14 protein-coding genes are annotated in these 18761 nt (G+C 65.1%); 9 read left to right on the forward strand and 5 right to left on the reverse strand.

The window, feature by feature from the left end:
- Window positions 1-8: 8 nt before the first annotated feature.
- On the forward strand, window positions 9-1409 hold the full coding sequence (locus GA615_RS23935) for a hypothetical protein (RefSeq protein ID WP_152053862.1): 1401 nt from the start codon (window positions 9-11) through the stop codon (window positions 1407-1409).
- Between the two features lie 257 nt (window positions 1410-1666).
- On the opposite strand, the gene GA615_RS23940 is transcribed toward GA615_RS23935, so the two are convergent.
- Entirely contained in the window at window positions 1667-2050 is a 384-nt protein-coding gene (locus GA615_RS23940) for a hypothetical protein (protein WP_152053863.1), read from the reverse strand.
- A 56-nt stretch (window positions 2051-2106) separates the two neighbouring features.
- Here GA615_RS23940 and GA615_RS23945 point away from each other — a divergent pair, with 56 nt between their 5' ends.
- The 3 genes from GA615_RS23945 to GA615_RS23955 all read left to right on the forward strand — a co-directional run bounded on the left by GA615_RS23945 (window position 2107) and on the right by GA615_RS23955 (window position 5417).
- Window positions 2107-3054: a DUF1559 domain-containing protein gene (locus GA615_RS23945; protein ID WP_152053864.1), complete on the forward strand. Its 948-nt coding sequence runs from the start codon at window positions 2107-2109 to the stop codon at window positions 3052-3054.
- Between the two features lie 309 nt (window positions 3055-3363).
- Window positions 3364-4125, forward strand: coding sequence for a creatininase family protein (locus GA615_RS23950; RefSeq protein ID WP_152053865.1), 762 nt, complete (start codon window positions 3364-3366; stop codon window positions 4123-4125).
- Window positions 4113-5417 (forward strand): MFS transporter, encoded by a 1305-nt coding sequence (locus GA615_RS23955; protein WP_152053866.1) that lies wholly within the window; start codon window positions 4113-4115, stop codon window positions 5415-5417. The genes GA615_RS23950 and GA615_RS23955 overlap by 13 nt, the downstream gene beginning before the upstream one ends.
- A 129-nt stretch (window positions 5418-5546) precedes the next feature.
- On the opposite strand, the gene GA615_RS23960 is transcribed toward GA615_RS23955, so the two are convergent.
- The 3 genes from GA615_RS23960 to GA615_RS23970 form a co-directional block, all read right to left on the reverse strand.
- Window positions 5547-6896: a deiodinase family protein gene (locus tag GA615_RS23960; RefSeq protein ID WP_152053867.1), complete on the reverse strand. Its 1350-nt coding sequence runs from the start codon at window positions 6894-6896 to the stop codon at window positions 5547-5549.
- 285 nt (window positions 6897-7181) lie between these two features.
- Entirely contained in the window at window positions 7182-9080 is a 1899-nt protein-coding gene (locus GA615_RS23965) for a chloride channel protein (RefSeq protein ID WP_152053868.1), read from the reverse strand.
- Between the two features lie 230 nt (window positions 9081-9310).
- On the reverse strand, window positions 9311-10003 hold the full coding sequence (locus GA615_RS23970) for a hypothetical protein (protein WP_152053869.1): 693 nt from the start codon (window positions 10001-10003) through the stop codon (window positions 9311-9313).
- A 279-nt stretch (window positions 10004-10282) separates the two neighbouring features.
- Between GA615_RS23970 and GA615_RS23975 the strand changes: the two genes are divergently transcribed.
- Together GA615_RS23975 and GA615_RS23980 are read left to right on the forward strand one after the other, a co-directional pair.
- The gene (locus GA615_RS23975) at window positions 10283-11365 is read left to right on the forward strand and encodes a hypothetical protein (RefSeq protein WP_152053870.1); all 1083 of its coding nucleotides are present in this window, start codon (window positions 10283-10285) and stop codon (window positions 11363-11365) included.
- Window positions 11366-12054: 689 nt separating this feature from the next.
- Window positions 12055-12441: a hypothetical protein gene (locus tag GA615_RS23980; protein WP_152053871.1), complete on the forward strand. Its 387-nt coding sequence runs from the start codon at window positions 12055-12057 to the stop codon at window positions 12439-12441.
- 124 nt (window positions 12442-12565) lie between these two features.
- On the opposite strand, the gene GA615_RS23985 is transcribed toward GA615_RS23980, so the two are convergent.
- Window positions 12566-14674, reverse strand: coding sequence for a thioredoxin-like domain-containing protein (locus tag GA615_RS23985; protein WP_152053872.1), 2109 nt, complete (start codon window positions 14672-14674; stop codon window positions 12566-12568).
- A gap of 267 nt (window positions 14675-14941) precedes the next feature.
- On the opposite strand from GA615_RS23985, the gene GA615_RS23990 reads away from it, so the two are divergent.
- From GA615_RS23990 to GA615_RS24000, 3 genes are all read left to right on the forward strand, one after another.
- The gene (locus GA615_RS23990; protein ID WP_152053912.1) at window positions 14942-16006 is read left to right on the forward strand and encodes a ribose-phosphate diphosphokinase; all 1065 of its coding nucleotides are present in this window, start codon (window positions 14942-14944) and stop codon (window positions 16004-16006) included.
- A 127-nt stretch (window positions 16007-16133) separates the two neighbouring features.
- Entirely contained in the window at window positions 16134-17561 is a 1428-nt protein-coding gene (locus tag GA615_RS23995; RefSeq protein ID WP_152053873.1) for a sigma 54-interacting transcriptional regulator, read from the forward strand.
- Between the two features lie 56 nt (window positions 17562-17617).
- Complete coding sequence (locus GA615_RS24000) at window positions 17618-18760, forward strand: VWA domain-containing protein (RefSeq protein WP_152053874.1); 1143 nt, start codon at window positions 17618-17620, stop codon at window positions 18758-18760.
- Window position 18761 lies beyond the last annotated feature (1 nt).

Below are 18761 nucleotides of genomic sequence, written 5' to 3' on the forward strand. Positions count from 1 at the left end.
AGAATGACATGAACATCAACCTCTCCATCACACGTCGCACCGCCCTCGGCGGTCTTGCCGCCCTTGCCGGGAGCCTGGCCGGAACCGCCCGGGGATCATCCCCCGCCCAGGGCTTCCGCCTCGCCACCTTCTCGACTGATGTCACCATCCCTCTCGGCCACCCCTGCATGGGCGGCGGGGTCGAGCCCGCCTCCGAAATTCGCGACCCACTGCTCGCCCGAGGCATCGTGCTGCTCGGCCTCGATCACCCCCTGGTCGTCGTCGCCGTCGATTGGTGCGAGATCCGCAACGACGCCTTCGATCGCTGGCGCTCCCTCCTGGCCGAGGCCGCCGGCACCACCCCCGAGCGCGTCCTTGTCAACAGCATCCACCAGCACGACGCCCCCGTCGTCGATCTGGAAGCCGAGCGCCTCCTCCTCGCTCACGGGGCACAAGGGAGCGTCTGCGACCTCGACTTTCATGAACATGCGGTTCAGAAGGTCGCCGCCGATCTGAGGGCAAGCCTTCCCTCCGCCCGTCGTGTCACCGAAATCGGCCTCGGTAGCGCCCCGGTCGATCGGGTCGCCTCCAACCGCCGCTACCTCCTCCCCGACGGCCAGCCCTCCTTTTCCCGAGGCAGCGCGACCCGCGACCCCTACGCCCAGGCCCAGCCCGAGGGAATCATCGATCCCCTCTTGCGCACCCTTAGCTTCTGGGACGACGATCAACCCCTCGCCGCCTTGCATTCCTACGCCGTCCACCCCATGAGTACCTACGGCCGCGGCGCCGTTTCCAGCGATTTCGTCGGCCTTGCCCGCACCCGCCGCCAGGCAGACGATCCTACCATTTTTCAGATGTATTTCTCTGGATGCAGCGGCAACGTCACCGCCGGCAAATATAACGACGGCTCCCCCGAATACCGCGACATCCTCGCCGATCGCCTCCACCGCGCCATGATCGCCTCCTGGCAGTCCACCCAGCGTTCTCCCCTCGAACGCGTCTCCTTCCGATCCGTCCCCCTCAACCTCCCTCCCCGATCCACCGACGCCTTCACCCCCGAGGCTCTCCTCGATCGCCTCAAACACGACCCGAAACCCTTCGGCCAGTGCCTCGCCGCCCTCGGCCTGAGCTGGCGCAAACGCTCCGACGCCGGACGCCCGATCGACCTGCCCGCCATCGACTTCGGCCCCGCCCAGCTCGTCCTTCTCCCCGGCGAAGCCTACGTCGAATACCAGCTCCTCGCCCAGCAGCTTCGCCCCGACCAGTTCATCATGGCCCTTGGTTACGGCGAATGCGCCCCCGGCTACATCCCCACCGACCAGGCCGTCTCCGAATCCGACACCAACCTCTCCGAATGGTGCTGGGTCGCCCCCGGTGCCGAGCCTCTCCTCCGCGCCGCCCTCGCCGATGCCCTCAACGCCCCCCGCTGATCCCTCCGCGACCCGAATGCGTTCCGTCGGGTCCGCGGTGTGGCTCTCCACCCTTCGTGGGGCGCGTCGAGTCTCCGAAGACGCTCCGCGATGGCCGAGGTTCGACTTCGCGGACGCGATGCGGATTGCAAAAGATGAACATTTTTTGTGAGCCTGGGTGAACGGCCGAGAAACGAACCCGCCGCTTGACAGCAAAAGAGCCTGATTCTCACAATAAACCTATCTGAGGAGGGCTTCGGATGCGCCGGTGGGCAGTCCTATTCACCCTGATCGCCACGATCACCGGCACACCGCTTCGGCAGGCCGAGGCCGCGTCCGATCTGGCTCGCATCCTTGCGGGCTTCTTCCATTCGGTTGACCTTGAATCGCCCGATGGCGGCGTCGGCGACGATTCCGGGGTCGGGACACTGGCCGCGGTTCATGGCGGCCGCGTTGTCGAACGTCCACTCTCCGCCGACCCGCTCTTCCTCCCCCCACCCGTCGCTTCGAGGCTCACTCGCTTCGAGGTCCATTTCCTGCGAGAACGGGTCTGGTGGCCGCAAGACCCGCCAGGCCTTTGGTTCGCTTGGCTCCAATCCTTCCTGTGTTGAGGTCGCGTGCGGAAACGATTCCGGCCGGTCATCCGCCCCTTCGAGAGGCATGCCCGACCACTCCTTCCTCGTCGCGAATCGAACCATCAAGACAGGAGCCATATTTCATGCGTTTCTCGCCGAGTTTCCGACCCGTTCGCGCCTTCACGCTGATTGAACTGCTTGTGGTCATCGCCATCATCGGTGTGCTCATCGCCCTCTTGCTCCCGGCCGTCCAGTCGGCCCGAGAGGCGGCCCGCCGCATGCAGTGCTCGAACCACCTGAAGCAGATCGGCCTGGCAATGCACAACTATCACGCGACGCAAGGCACCTTTCCGCCCGGTTACATCACCGGGACCGAGACGCCCAATCCCAACAGCCCCGAAACCGGTCCCGGCTGGGGGTGGGGAACGATGCTGCTCAACAACCTGGAACAACCGGCGCTGTACAACACGGTCAATTTCAGCCGTCCCATCACGGTGTCGGCGTCTCAGACGGTTCGCACCGTGAACCTCTCAGGCTTCCTCTGTCCGAGTTCGACGGGGCGGGATGGCCCGGTCACCCTCCGCGATGCCTCGGGGGTATCGCTCGTCACCGACCTCTCTGCCGGCCAGTACGTCGCCTCGGCTGGCCAGTGGGAGATCGAAGAGTTCCCGTCCCAGAATAACGGCGTCTTCTACCGTAACAGCCGCATCGGCGTCCGCGACATCAGGGACGGGACCAGTACGACGCTGATGGCGGGCGAGCGTTCTCGAAACGTCGCCGATGCCACCTGGGTCGGCGTCATCCCCTACGCCGAGGTCTGCACCAACCCCGAGTGGAGAGTGCAGGAGTGCGAGACGGCCAACGTGATGGTCCTCTCGCACACCGGCCCGTCTCCCGACCAGCGTTGGGTCGACGCCCCCAATCACAAGGGGGCCGGAGCCGACGACTACTGGAGCCTCCATCCCGGCGGCTGCAATTTCCTCTTCTGCGACGGCTCGGTCCGGTTCATCAAGGAATCAGTCGACCCTCGCATCTTCAGCTTCCTCTCGACACGGGCGGGAGGCGAGGCCGTCTCGGCCGACCGATTCTGACGCGTCCGGACCATCCTCTTGGGGAGAACCCTCGCCAGGCGGCGGCCGCCCCGACCAGAGGGCGAATGGCGGGTGGCCGTCAGGCGGGTTAGGGGGGCTGCATCTGGCACGAACGGCCCTGCGTCCTGGCCCCATCCCCCGCCGAGATCATCCGCAATCGTGGGCGCGATTCTCGGTCTCGACGATCCCCCTCGGCCCCGGCCACTCTCGATTTTTCCCCCCACGGCTCAAGTCTCTGGCACACGCAAACGCGGCTCCGTAAACTCTTTGAACTTTGTTGCGCAACGCAGGTGCCGAGAGGCCGCCGCAATGGATCTGATGGAACTGAACTGGCCCGCCGTGGCCGCCCTCGACCGAAACACCCCCGTCGTCTTCCCCATCGCCGCGCTTGAACAGCACGGGCATCACATGCCCGTCTTCACCGATAGCATGCTCCTCGGCGAGGTCCTGCGCCGCGTGAAGGAAACCCCCGTCGCCAACGAGGTCCTCTTTGCCCCGTTGCAATGGCTGGGGAACTCGCATCATCATCTCGATATGCCTGGAACCCTTTCCGCAACCCCGAGGCTCTATCTCGACCTGCTCCGCGATCTTGCCGAGAACCTCCTCGTGCACGGCTTCCGGCGGATCGCGTTTCTCAACGGTCACGGCGGCAACATCGTCCCCTCGCAGCAGGTGATCTTCGAACTCCGGCAAACGCACCGCGATCGCGACGACCTGCTGCTCACCTCCCTCACCTACTGGGAGAGCGCCGACCCCTCCTCGTCCATCGCCGGCCTTTCTCAGACGGCCATGGGCCACGCCTGCGAGTGGGAAACCTCCATGATGCTCGCCCTTCATCCCGACCTGGTTTCCCCCAATTATCGCGACGTTCCCGAGGTCCCCTTCGGCGCCGGAGCCTCGCCCGCCTCTCGCGGCTGGACCATGCGCGATCGCAGTCCGATGGGGCACATCGGCCACCCGGCCGTTGCCTCGGCGGAAAAAGGCGAGGCCCTGTTCCGCGTCTTCGCCGAGGGAGTGAGCCGTTATCTCCAACGTATGATCAACTGGTCAGGTGACTCGTGGAATCTCTAACTCCTCCCGCGCTCGGCGCTCGCGTTTGGCTCATCTGTGGCGTCCTCCTGCTGGCCACCATGCTCAACTACATGGACCGGCAGGCCCTGGCCGTCACGCTCCCCACGCTCAAAAACGAGTTCGCGCTGACCGAGAGCCGTGTCGGCATGATCGAAGGGTGCTTTGGCTACGCCTTCGCCTTCGGCTCGATCTTCTTCGGCCTCCTCGCCGACCGCTGGGGACCGCGCTGGCTTTACCCGATCGTCCTGATCGGCTGGTCGATTGCCGGCATCGCCACGGCCGGCGCCGGCCAGCCCTGGATCACCGATTGGTTCGAGACGCCCGGCGACTCCCCCGGCACCGGCACCTATCGCTGGCTCCTCCTCTGCCGGGTCGTGCTCGGCGTCTTCGAGGCCGGCCACTGGCCCTGTGCCCTCTTGACGGTCCGCGCCGTCCTTCCCCCGCAGGGGCTCGCCCTGGGCAACGGCATCCTTCAAAGCGGCGCCTCCATCGGCGCGGTCGCCGTCCCCCTCTACATCGAGGCGGCCGAACGGTCGGGATTCTCCTGGGAATTCCCGTTCTGGTCCATTGGTCTCGTCGGCCTCGCCTGGGTCCCTCTGTGGGGTTTTGCGATCCGAGACCAGCAACTGCGCCTGCCTCACGGCTACTCCAGTGACCCGATACCGACCCCCGGCGATCGCGGCATCCTCCTGCGCCGGCTCGCCGTCCTCGTCGTGGTCATCGCCTCCCTGACCATTAGCTGGCAGTTCCTCCGCGCCTGGCTCGGCCTGTTCCTGCAGGACTACCACGGCTACGGCAAGTTCGCCACCCGAGGTATCATGTCTGCATACTTCATCGTCGCCGATGTCGGCTGCATCCTCTCCGGCCTCCTCGTGGCCCGCCTCGCCCTCCGAGGCTGGCGCGTCTCCAGCGCTCGACGCCTCGGCTACCTCCTTTTCTCCCTGCTCGCCCTGGGTGCCTCGCTCGTCCCCTTTGCCGGCGATGGTGCCCTCATGGTCGCCCTCCTCCTCATCGCCGGAGCCGGAATCCTCGGCCTCCACCCTTACTACTACGCCTTCACCCAGGAACTTTCCGCCCGCCGCATGGGCATCCTTTCCGGCGGCCTCGCCGCCTGGGGCTGGGTCGCCTCCAGCCTCTGGCAGATCCGCATCGGCAGCCTCATCGAGCAGACCCGCAGCTACGGCCTCGGCCTCGTCATCGTCGGCCTCGTGCCGATGGTCGGCTGCCTTGTCCTCCTCCTCTTTTGGCCCCGCTCCGAACCCAAACCCATCACCCCCGGCTCCCCCTCGTAACCTTCCGCAGTCCGGTTGGTTCGGACACCATCCCGCCGTGTCCGGACCAACCCGCGAACAAGATCTGAGCGAGAAACCCACGAATCGCGTTCGGATCGAGCGTTCAATCGGGTTGATGGATCGCCCGGGTCACCGAGTCTCCTGGGCGCCGGCCTCGTCGTCGATCTGGGAATGGGCCTGGGCTTCTTCCATCAACAGCAAGGCCAGCGCCTGCTCCAGCTCGGCCGGCTTGAACCCGAAGGGGCCCCGGCCACTCTTGAAGGCGACCAGGCCCTCGCGATCGATCAGGTAGAGTCGCGCAGGCATCCCACTATAGAGCGTTCCCACCGGGTCCTCGATCGAGTCGACAACCATCGGCATCCCCAGGTCGAGCGTCCGCTGGCAGAGGCGGGCCACCTCCACCCGGCCGGCGTCGTCGGTCGGCTGGGGAAGGGTGTAGCCCTGTCGGAAATTGTCGAACATATGCCAACCGTCCGTCGGGTGTGCCTCTCGGACGTAGACAAGCAGGAAACCGGCCCGGTCCCGGTATCGGCGGAAAAGCTTCTCGATGTTCCCGGCCTGGCTCCGGAACGGGCCGCACGTGAAGTTACCAAAGATCAAGACGACCGGCTTGTCCAGCCGTTCGCGGTAGGCCGAGAGCGTCACGTCGCGGTCCCCATCCACCGAACCCAGGGTGAAGTCGGGCGCGACATCGCCGATGCCAGGTCCAGGCCAGAGCGACCCGATTTCCTGCGTGAACAGACCACGAATCAGGGTCGACTTGCTCGGCCCCTCCGGTGAAGGCGGCAGCCCTTCTCCCTTGATCCCCGGTTCCATCATCAAGCGATTGAACGTCCCCTGATTGAAAACGCCCTTCAGCTCATCTCGCGACAGGAAGCCGAGATCCCCCCGGTCCAGCCGCTCGAACAGCGCGAGGAACTCGGCCCGACCCACCTTCCCGTTCCCATCGGTATCGGCCAGATAAAACAGGGCCGTACCCGGCCCCCCGGCCAGCGCATGTTCCGACCAATCAAAGTCATCTCTGGTAATCAGCCCGTCGCCGGTTCGGTCCACGGCGATGAAGTCATCAGCCGTGCCGGGCCACTCCTCTTGAGAAACAAATCCGTCGTTGTTCATGTCAAGGCGGCTGCGGACTTCCGTCCAGGAGAATCGAGAGCCCCCCGTAGGGCGTCGGAACCAGCCGTCGGACGCGTTGAGCTGACTTCCCCGGAGAATGTCTGTAAGCATTAACATCCATTCTGGTCGTTGCTCGGAAGGCGTCTGCTCCAGCCGCTTCGCCAGCCAATTGCCGAGCCTTCCCGCCAGTTCGGAATCCCAGAAGGCCCTGGCGGCCGGAGACATCACCTTGGCTGTCGAACCGTCGCCGCTCCCCTCCTGAGCCTGGGCCAGACCAGTGAGCGTAACCACCAAGAGTCCCACCGAGAGGACCGCGAGCCGCCGACTCCTTGAAGGAAATTCGATCGGAAAACGCTTGTTCATCGATCTGCCTTTCTCCCAGGCCTGAAGGGCAATCCGCCGCCAGATCCATCACTGAGCATTCCACACTTTACCCATCACTCATCCCCAATCGATAGGGGCCCTTGTCATCCGCAGCACACCAGGAGTCCCCGGCTTGCCGCAGAACAGAGGAATGTCTCTCTGGAATCAAGAGGTTTCTGAACAATGGCCTTTTCACAATGGCAAGTCCTGCAAGGACGGAGAACGCCCCCCGTGCTCCGGGCTTCGAAGCTGCAACAGGCGTGATCCAAACCCACAGAACCGGATTCAGGCCGCGGTCGGCTCGGCGGGAGCGCGAAGGGCCTCGATCTGGGCGGTGTAGGCCCTCACCAGATCCTTGCGGCCGAGCAGGCCGATCAGCCGGTTCGGGCCGTCGGCGGGGACGACGGGCAACTCGTCCACGTTCAGCTCGGTCATCCGCTTCAGCGCGGTGTGCAGGTCGTCTTCAGGGGTGACGGTCATGGGAGATCGGGCGATGTCGTCGGCAACCACCAGCGCGCCGAGGTTCCCCGTGCCCAGCAGGGCAAGGCGAACGTCTCGCAGCGAGAAAATGCCGGTGAGCAACCCCTCGTCGTCGACCACCGGGAAAAGGGTCTCGCTCGACCGAGCCACCCGGCGCACGACCTGGCTAAACGGAGTGGCCTCGGGCACGATCTCCAGCCCCTCGGTACGAACGCGCACCTGGTCGACCCGGAGCCGCTCCAGCACGTCGACCACAAAGTCTCCCTGGTGCGCCGGGCTGTCGACCGGCGAGGCGACCTGCTCCTCGTAGATCGTCCAGTGGCGAGAGAGCCCGACATTGAGCCCGCACACAAGCATCAAGGGGACGAGCAGGCTGTACGATCCGCTCATCTCGCACACCAGCACGATCGAGGCCAGCGGTGCCTTCGACACCCCCGCGAAGAAGCCCCCCATCCCCACCAGTGCGAAGGCGGCGGGGTTCAGATCCCAGGTCGGCAAAGCGGCGTCGAGCAGTTGGCCCAGCGCCCCGCCGAGCATGCCGCCGATGAAGATCGACGGGCCGAACACGCCGCCGCTGCCGCCCGAGCTGATCGTCAGACCGGTGGCCGCCGTCTTCAACAACGCCAGGCTCAGCAGCAACCACACGCCCATGCCGGGGTCGAAGACCGACTCTCCGGGCAGCACCAGCGAGGGCGGCAGGCCGATCGCCCCCCACTGCACCCAGCCGTATCCGCCGGTCATCAGTTGCGGGAAGGCCAGCGCCATGATCCCCAGCAGCAACCCACCGATGGCCGGTTTCACGTGCTTCGGCAGCGGCAAGGGGCGGAACAGATGATCGCGCATCCCGTAGAAGACCCGCACATACAGCCAGCCGACCCCCGCGCAGGCCAGCCCGAGCATGGCAAACAGCGGCAGCTCCAGCAGGCCGTGGAACTCCAGGTCCGGGACGATGAAAATCGGCCTCGGGGTGATGAATACCGCAAAGGTCGAATACGCCACGATCGCGCTGGCCAGACACGGCAAGAGCGCCGCCGACTCCATCGCGGCCGTCATGTACAGCACTTCACATGCAAATAAGGCCCCACCCAGCGGTGCCCGGAAGATGGCGCCGATCCCGCCGGCCGCGCCGGCGAGCATCAAGAGCCGGCGCTCGTCGGGCGTCAGCTTCAGCACGCCGGCCAGCAACGATCCGAAGCCGGCGCCGACCTGGGCAATCGGCCCCTCCGAGCCGGCCGACCCCCCCGAGCCGATGGTGATGATCGACGAGAGCCCCTTGATCAAGGGCACTCGGCCCCGGATCTGGCCGCCGCCTCGGTGGAAGGCGCGGATCAGCGCGTCGGTTCCATGCCCCTCGGCCTCGGGAGCCCAGGTGAAGACGATCAAGCCCGAGATCAGGCCGCCCACGGTCGGAATCAACAATACCAGCCACCAGGTCGCCGGATACGCGATCGGGTGCGGTGTCCCTTCACCCGTCGGCGGCGGCCGCAGGCCCATCCACTCCCCCAGCACCCCGTGAACCACCGCATCCAGCAGCAGCAGAAAGGCGACCGCCCCCAGCCCCGACACCACCCCCACCAGCGGGCTGCACACCCCCACCCGCCCCGAGCCCGGCGTCGCCCACCGGGTCGCCAACTGGTTCATCAACCGGAAGATCAAGAAGTCAGCGCGACGGTCAGGAGTTGAAGCGGGGTCGGGATCAGCCATCTGCCTAGCTCGGTCCTGGGCGCGGTCAGAAATTGGGACAGCTCGGACCCCGCGCGGGCGATTGTCGAGCCGTTCGCCCCGCCGCGATCTCCACAGTCCGTCCCCCATACGGAGCCGACCAGCCTCGATCCGTCAGAGGGCCTGGCCTCGATCGACATGAAAACGCCTATCCTACAGAGTTTCGCCCGATCCGTCGATGAGCCCTGGCCACCCGTCGGACCCGACACGGCTCAACGAATGATGACGAGTTCCGGCCTTCTCTCCCGAAGTCGCTTGAGAGCATCGTCGGTGATCGTCGGATTCCCGGCCAGGAAATGGACCTTTCGGAGGCTGCGAATCGTGCCGAGGGACTCCAGCCCGGCGTCGCCGATGGCGGGGGCCTCAGGGCGGGAAGGGCCGCGAGCGCCACCAAAGGTGAGCTCTCGCAGGCGGGGGAGCCCCTTCAAGTGCTCCAGGCCGGCGTCGCGAATCGCCAGATCGTCGCTGAGGGACAGGACCTCCAGGCGATTCATCCCGCCGAGGTGCCTCAAACCCTCATCGGAGAAGCGAGGGCCCGTGAAAATGCTGAGCGTCTTCACCCGGCGAAGTGGTGCAATGAGACGCAGATCCTCATCCGTCGCACCGTTGAGATGGACGAACACGACCGAACCGAAGAAGTCGGGGCCGAGTCGATCGAACAGCCAGCTCGGGGCCCAACCCGGCTTGACGGAGCCATTCTGCGCGCCGTTTGTGTCCTGCCAGTCGTACCGAACGAAGCCGTTGGACTGTTCGATCTCCTTGACCGCATCTCGCTGGATCCGGGCGGAGTTGATCCACCAGCCCCCGCAACCCCCGATGAGCAGGACGAGCCCCATCAGCACCCGGACACTCAAGCGGAACACTGGACGCCTTTGCGGGGCGTCAAGATTCTCATGAGAGTTCATGCCGATGATCTCCGGCAGGGTGGTGCAGCCGCACGAGGTCTCTGGCCGACTGTTGGCCTGACCTTGAACGCTTCACCCTCGCTCAACGAATCGTGCAAACCTCGACGGCCGATCGACAGACCGTGTTCCATCCCCGGCAAAATTTTCCCGCTTTCCCCGGAATCACGCAATTAACCCGCCCCCATTTCCTGATCTTATCAGACAGGGGCTCCGCTTAGGCCGCCCTCCCTGTTCCACCTGTCGACCTCGCATCCTGGCGCCTTTCGGAACACCGTCATCATGGCCACCTCCCTGTCGCAGACGATCGCCAACCGCCTGAACGCCCTGTTGTCCACCGGCCCGAAATCGCGGGAGGGCAAGGCGCGATCGAGCCGGAACGCCCAGACGCACGGCCTCTCGAAGCTTGGCAGCCGACCGCCGGCCGAGATGGCCGAGGCGATTTCCGAACGAACCGACCAGTGGCGCGGCGACTACCGCCCCGAAGGCCCCGCGCAGCAATGGCTCTTCGAGCAGCTCGTGGCCGAGTCCGTCCGTCTCGATACCTGCGTGGCACGGATCTGCGCCGCTCGGGCCGAGCAGGCCGATCGGGCCGTCGAATCGTGGGACGACGACCGCGCCGCCGCCATCGCCACCCTCGCCGCCCGATTGCTCCATCACCCCGACCGCATCCAGCCCCAGTTGCTCCAGACCAGGCACGGCGTGCTCTGGCTCCTCGACCGCTGGGCCGAGATCACCGAGGCCATCACGCAAGCCGATGGCTGGACCCGCGACACCTGGCACCGCGCTCTCGACCTCCTCGGCGTTCCCCCCTCGGCCCGCGACGGCTCCGGCCCCTGGGATCTCCACCCCGAAGACTCCAGCGCCGCCCCCGGCCTCGACCTCATCCATCAGGCCACCGCCGCCCTCCGCTCCCGCTTGGAAACGTACCTCAACGCCCGAGACGACCGCGCCCAGGCCGACGCCGCGCTCGGCCTCGCCACCGACGACCCGCCCGCCCTCCGCCTTCTCGAACGCTACGCCGTCGACGCGCGTCGCCAGTTCTCTCGTCACCTCAACGAGTTGCGCCGTCTGCAATCCCTCGCCCCTCACGACGCTCCCACCGCTTCCCGCTCGACCCCGAGCCATCCTCCCGGCCCTCGACCCGACCGCCTCCGACCCCGCGCCGAGTCTTCCTCCCCTCTCTCGGAGCCCCACTCCACCCCCACCCTTTCCCCCACCGAGCCCACCCCCCCGGCGCGAAACGAACCCAAATCCGGCTCGTCTCTCCGCCCGGTCTCGATCCTCGCGACCCTTCCCGGTGCCTCCGCCCCCTTGAATCGCCGCGCCCGCCGTGCCCTGGCCGCCGCCGCTCGCCGCTCCTGACGCCCCCAAACCACCCGGCTCATCCCAGATGACACGAACCACGGATCATCCGCATGCCCTGAGTCCGCGCCTCGGCCACCTCCCTGCGTGCCGCATCCGCCACCGTCTCCGACCGATCGCTTCCGGCCCTTCTCCCGGCTCGTGGGGAGAGGGTTGGGGAGAGGGGGCTTTGCGTTCAAAGCCCACCCCGGCGCATCGTCCGAGCCCCTCCTTTCCCCGCCTCCTCGGAGCATTACGACCACCCTCCACCACGCGCCAACCCGCAGGAGAAATCACCGAACCGGCCCGCGGTTCACCATTCCATCCCGATCAGATCCGAGCGCGGCGCAAAGGCGCTCGAAGGCACCGCTTCACGCATCGCATCGACGTTCCTGCATCGAGGTATCGAGGCCAAACCTTCATCGCCCCTTCACGTTCAGGAAATCGACCGTGTTGAACCTTTGTTGTGCGGCGTCTTGACGTTCGGCCGAGAAGTGGCTAGACTCGCCATGCGTGGCGTTTATCCTGCCACCACTCCTGAACGCACGCATTGTTGGGCATGAGGCGCACTTGCCTCGCTCGCGAAACCCAACCCCGCCCCTTTTTCCATCCGAAACCTGAGCCGCCGCCGTTCCCCTTCGCTCGCCCCAGTGTGCGAAGCGGGCCCCGCCCCAGGGCGAGCGCTCATCCTCCCCCCCGGAGTCGGAATCGTGGTTTCTTCCAGCATCGCCGAACTGGTCATCAAGGTCCCGTTCCTGATCCCCTTCACCCGGGCGATGATGAGCGGACTCATCAGCGTTTCCGTCCTGGGTTGGGTGGTCAATCAGGCCGGCGACCCGAACGGCGAGGTGGTGATCCACGTCGCGGAATCGGAGGTTGACGTGGCCATCGGTGGCATCGTCTACCGGATCGAGAACCGCCGATACGAGCCGATCGTCTGCAAACTCCCCGCCGGCCGCCACGAGCTGTCGATGCGCCGCGATGGGCAGGTCGTCTACTCCGAATCGTTCGACCTTGATCGTGGGGCCCGACTGATCCTCACCGCCTGGGACCCCGCCGTCACCCCCGGGCCTCCGCTGTCTCAACCGGAGCGGTAATGCGGCGGGGATCGGTCCGATTCCCGGCTGATCCGTCGATCGCCCCGTCGCCGAGTGAGTGGCTGAGGTCGGCCAGACACTCCTCCCTCCCTCTGCCACGGGGCGTCACAGAACTGGCCGTCGATCAGGGCTGGTCGTCCGTCGATTCCGGAGCGATGCGAACGGCCTCGGCACCTCCCTCGGCAAACCGGACGGGGACGGTCCACGCATACTGCTTCACCGTGCAGAAGCCGCCGACCTCGGCACAGGCGAAGATCGAGGCCGAGACCTTCAGGGTCAGCTCGTCACCGGCCTCGAATGCTCGGGCCAGCGGGACGGGAATGGGAATCGAATCCCCCTCGGGCTCGACCGTCTCCCCCGTCTCCGACACGCCATCCGCCAGGGCGTCGGGCGCCTCGGGGGCCTCGACGAGGAACAGAACGGGGGAATCGGGCTGGAGCTTGAAGCCGGGGATTGTCAGGGCCAGATCGACGGTCAGGGCGTCGCCGGGCCGGATCTCCGCTTGCGGCACGTCGATGGCGGTTGCATTGGCGAAGGTCGGTTTCCGCTTCGGCGGTTCCGGAGGGTTGATCCCCTCGATCGCCAGGGTCCGGACCTCCTTCGACTCCAGGTCAAAGGCGCGGATGGCATGGTTGTTCGTGTCGGCAATGTAGAGCCTCGATCCCGCCAGCGAGATGCCGCCAGGCTGGTAGAAGGTCGGCTCCGCGTCGGACGAACCGGCCTCACCTGTACCCACCAGCGACGTGACGCTGCGCTCGTCGGGCGTGCATGCCTTGATCTTGTTGTTGTACGTGTCGGCGATGTAAAGCCTGCCGTCGCCGTGGGCGAGTCCGAGGCAGTGCTGGAGCCGGACCTCGTCTCCGGTGCCGTCGATGTCGCCGAACTCGAACAGGCCCATGCCGACGACCGTATCGACCTGCGGTTCCTGCTCTCCCGAGAGCGAGACGCGCCGGACGCCCGAGACCTCGGAGTCGGCCACATAAAGATACGTGCCGTCGGTCGCCAGGCCGCTCGGCTGGGCAAAGGCCCCGGTGTCGTAGGTCCCGTCGGTAATGTCTTCTCGACCCGACCCAGCCCAGATCGACACCATCCCTGTTTCCAGGTTCAGCTTCCAGAGCTGATGCGGCCCGGCCATGGCGATGATCAATTCCGAGGTCCCCGGCACCTGGATCAGATCCCAGGGGCTATTGAGCCCTTCGGCCGTTCCCTGGAACTCGCCGTTGCGGCGGTACGACTGTTCGCCGGTTCCGGCGATCGTCTCGACCGTCCGGTTCTCCAGGTCCACCTTGCGGATGGCGTGGTTCTCGGTGTCGGCCACGTACAGGGCACCCTCGACGAGCCTCGTCCCCTGTGGCCGGTTGAACCGGGCGGTGGCGAAGTCGCCGTCTTCCAGGCCAAGCTGACCGCTGCCGATGACAAACTGCCCCTGGCCGTTCAGGTCGGTGACGACGATCCGGTGATGACTCGTATCGGTGATGAACAGCCGGTTGTTCTCGGCATCGGCCGTGACCTTGCCCGGGAAGAGCAGGGGGCCATCGCTCGGCCGGTCGCTCTCGGCATAGACGACGAACGGCGTCTCGTCCAGCTCCCCCTTCTCGCGGTGCTGGGCCACGAGCTTGCCGATGAACTCATCCAGCGTGTCGTAATGCCCCTCGCCGCTGAGCGACCCCCGGAAGTTTCCCTTCGCGTCGATCAGGGCCAGGGTCGGCCAGGCCCTGACGCCGAAGCGTCGCCAGATCGCCATGTCGGCATCATTCACAACCGGGTGCTTTACCTGATACTCGCGCACCTTCTGCCGAATGTTTTCCGAGTCGCGCTCGGCCTCAAACTTGGGCGAGTGGACGCCGATGACCACCAGCTCGTTGGCGTACTTCTTTTCGAGCTTTTCCAGGTCGGGAATGATGTGGTGGCAGTTGATGCAGCAGTAGGTCCAGAAGTCGAGCAAGACGACCTTGCCCACCAGGTCCTGCGTGCTGATCGGCTTGGCCGTGTTGATCCAGTCGATCCCGCCGGCAAACAGGTCTTGCTTGGCGCCGGGGCCGAGATCATCGTCGTCCTGCACACGCAACGGGGCGGCGTTCACCGTGGCACCTTGCTCCTGAGAGGCATTGGCACCCGGAGTCGTCCCGGCCTTCGGGACCGCGTAAATGGCGATTCCGGCGGCGATGGCCAGCGTCACGGCCATGGCCGCGACGGTTCGGGGTGCGGATCGAAGGGCTCTCCGTGTGGTCATCGTCTACCGCCTCTCCTGGTGCTTCGGTCATCAAACCGCGGCGCATCCGGACCAGCCGAACGTGCCGCACGGCCTTTGGGTCATCATGATTGTAGCGGTTTCGGCCCGGCGCGACATCGGTCTGATCGGGAATCGAGGGGCGGCTCCGCTGGTTCTCCAGAGAGGTCGGGGTTATACTCAATCGTGATTCGTCCTGCCCCCGAGTCGCTGTCTCTCCGGGCGGTCTTTGCTCACTTCGGCCGGCTCTCTCGCGAGGTTCCTCCCGTCATGGACCGCTCCTTGATCTGCACCTCCTCCAAGGATCGCGACCCCTACGGGGAGATGAAAATCTTCGCCGGGTCGGCGAGCCGAGGACTCGCCCGCGCCATCTGTCGGCACCTGGGCGTCCCCCTGGCTCAGTCCGAAACCAAGATCTTCAGCGAGGGGAACATCTTCGTCCGCGTCCTCGAAAATGTCCGAGGGCGAGACGTCTACATCGTTCAGGGGACCGAGCAGCCCGTCAACGACAACCTGATGGAACTGCTCTTCTGGATCGACGCCTTCAAGCGAGCCAGTGCAACTCAGGTCACGGCCGTCATCCCTTTCTTCTCCTACGCCAAGGGAGACAAGAAGGACGAGCCCCGCGTCTCCATCCGCGCCCGAGTCATCGCCGATGCCCTCGAAGCCGTCGGGGCCGACCGCGTCTTGACCATGGACCTGCACAGCCCGCAGATCCAGGGGTTCTTCAAGATTCCCGTCGACCACCTGTACGCCGGCCCTGTTCTCACCGCCTATTTCCGCAAACTGAACATCCCCAACCTCGTCGTCGCTGCCCCCGACGTCGGCTTCGCCAAGGCCGCCCAGCGCTATGCCGACCTGATGAACTGCGACCTTGTCATCGGCAACAAGAACCGGCCCGATCACGAGGAGCGAGCCGAGATCCTCGACGTCATCGGGAATGTTCAGGGCAAGAATGTACTGCTCGTCGATGACTTCACCATCTCCGGCGGCACCCTGATCGAGATGGCCCACGCCTGCAAGGCCCGCGGAGCGCTCGATGTCTACGCCTGTGTTTCGCACGGCGTCTTCTCCCGAGGATCGGCCGAGAAGATCCGCAACAGCCCCCTCAAACAGCTCGTGCTGACCGACACCATCGGCCACTGGCCCGAGCCTTTGGCCGAGAACTGCCGACGGATCAGCGTCTCTCGCCTGTTCGCCGAGGCGATCCTCTCCATCCACCAACGTGAGAGCGTCAGCCGCCTGTTCGATACCCAGGTCGAGCCCGAACTGGTCGAGGTTTGCGACGATACCGAGACCACCCTGGACGATCGCTCGATCGTCGGCCCTCGTTGACGCCTCGCAACGCCCTGCCTAGCATGTTCCTTGAAGCGGCTTCGCGTGTTCGTTGCGACCGAACCTCACTGACATTGCGACCGCTCTCGCATCACCCCCGCCGCCTTGAATCAAGGAATCAGCATCGATGGCATCTGACCGACCCCGGACCCTGGGCGAGCTGAAACAGAGCGGCTACCGTGTCGAGTCGGTCAAGGACGAGATGCGCCGCAACCTGATTGCGATGATCCGTCGCGGGGAGCCCCTGTTTCCCGAGATCCTCGGCTACGAGGAGACGGTTGTTCCCCAGATTCAGAACGCCATCCTCTCCAAGCACGACATGCTCTTCCTCGGCACCCGAGGACAGGCCAAAACCCGGATGCTCCGGCAACTCGTTCGTCTGCTCGACGACACCATCCCCATCGTCGACGGCTCCGAGGTGAACGATCACCCGTACCATCCCGTCAGCCGAGAGGCCCGCGACAAGCTCGACGCGATGGGTGACGCCACTCCGATCTCCTGGGTCGGCCGCGAGCAGCGCTATCAGGAAAAGCTCGCCACGCCCGACGTCACCATCGCCGACCTGATCGGCGAAATCGACATGATCAAGCACGCCGAGGGGCGCTACCTCTCCAGCGAGCTGACCATGCACTTCGGCCTCATCCCCCGGACCAACCGCGGCATCTTCTGCATGAACGAGCTGCCCGACCTCTCCCCCAAAATCCAGGTCGGTATGTTTAACGTGCTCGAAGAACGGGATGTTCAGATCAGAGGTTATCCGGTTCGCCTGGAGCTGGACCTCTGCATGGTCTTCTCGGCCAACCCGGAGGACTACACCAACCGCGGTCGGATCGTCACCCCCTTGAAGGACCGGATCGGCTCGGTCATCCGCACGCACTATCCGCTCACCCGAGAGGTCGGGATCTCGATCAACGACCAGAACGCCTGGGTCGATCGGGCGGGGGAACAGGTGGCCGTTCCGTTCTTCGTCAAGGAGGTGGTCGAGGAGACCGCGCGGCTGGCCCGGACCTCGTCGCACGTCAACCAGGCGTCGGGCGTCTCGGTGCGAATGTCGATTGCCAACCTGGAAAACGTCGTCTCCAACGCCGAGCGACGGGCGTTGGTCAACCAGGAATCGTGGGTGGTACCTCGGATCGGTGACCTCGCCCATGTCGTACCCAGTACTCGCGGGAAGATCGAGCTCACGATGGCCGACGACGACGGTTCCGAGGATGTGCTGATCGGCCGGATCGTGGGAGAAGCAGTCAAGAATGTCTTCTCCGAACGCTTCAACCCGAAGGAATTTCGCGCCGCCGTCGAACACTTTGATAATGGCGGAGGTGTGGAATTGACTGATGTTTTGCCGACGCGAGAACTGTTGAAGCGGATTGAGAAAATCCCTGGCCTGCTCAAGAAGGCGGAAGACCTCGCCAAGGATTCCTTGCCCGACCTGTCCGACCCCGACCTGCATCACGCCGCTATCGCCGCGTCGGCCGAGTTCATTCTCGAGGGTTTACATGTGCATAATCGTCTGAACAAGAATGTGAAGGCGGGTGTGGCGTCGTACGAGCGTTAAGCTGGTCTCTCCGGAATCCTTCGACCATCCTCTGGCCACGGGCCATTGAGGCTCTCATGCCCCAGTACGAATATTCCAAGTGGGACGGGTCGCAGGAGTTTCGCCCTCAGTCGGCCGAGAAGGCGTTTGACGAGTTGAGCGAGTACCTGCTGCACTACGGTGATCAGGTGCTCCGCCAGCTCGATCGCTTCGACGACGACGACAACCCCGAAATCGTCGAGCTGCTCCAGCAGGAGGGGTTGATCGAGCGGGACCGCGAAGGCAAGTTCGTCGTCGCCCCCAAGGGGCTTCGGCGCATCCAGCAAAGTGCGCTCACCGATCTGTTCCAGACCTTCAACCGGGATGCGATCGGCAAGCACGACTCTCCTCACAAGGGAGACGGTACCGTTCGGCACGAGGACTCACGTCCGTATGTTTATGGTGATTCGCTGGCGAACTTGAACCTGCACGAGACGATCAAGAACGCCTACACCCGCCAGGGGGGCGGCGTGCCGATTCGGGTCGAGCGTGACGACTGGGTCGTGTACGAGACCGAGCATCAGACCCGCGCCGCCACGGTTGTTCTGATCGACATGAGCGGGTCGATGGGCCGTTACGGCAAGTACGGCATGACCAAGAAGGTCGCCTTGGCGTTGCAGGCGATGGTCCGAGCGCAGTACCCGACCGATTCGTTGGAAATGGTCGGGTTTTACACGCTCGCCAGCAAGATGACCGAGCGCGAGCTCTTGAACTCGGCCCCTAAGCCGGTGGGGCTGTTTGACCCTCGGGTGCATCTGAGGATCAGCCTCGATGCCCCGCTCCCCCGGCAGGTGCAGCACTTCACCAACATCGACGCTGGGTTGAAGCTCGCCCGGAACATGCTGAACAAGCAGGCGGCCGAGAACAAGCAGATTATCGTCATCACCGATGGCGAACCAACAGCACACATCGAAGGACGTGAAGCCGTCTTGATTTACCCCCCCGCCGAGAAGACCGCCGCGGCCACGCTCGCCGAGGCGAGGCGCTGTGCCACGGCCGGAATTCGCGTCTCGTCGTTCGCCCTGATCGAAGATTACTTTTATCTGGGCCTGGTCAACTTCGTCGAGGAGATGGCCCGCGTGACCCAGGGGGTCGCCGCCTACTGCTCGGCCGACGACCTGGGGAAATATGTCTTCGATAGCTTCGTCGGCGGTCGTCGTCAGCGGAAGATGACTCGCTGAG

It is taken from the genome of Tautonia marina (assembly GCF_009177065.1).
GTDB lineage: Bacteria > Planctomycetota > Planctomycetia > Isosphaerales > Isosphaeraceae > Tautonia > Tautonia marina.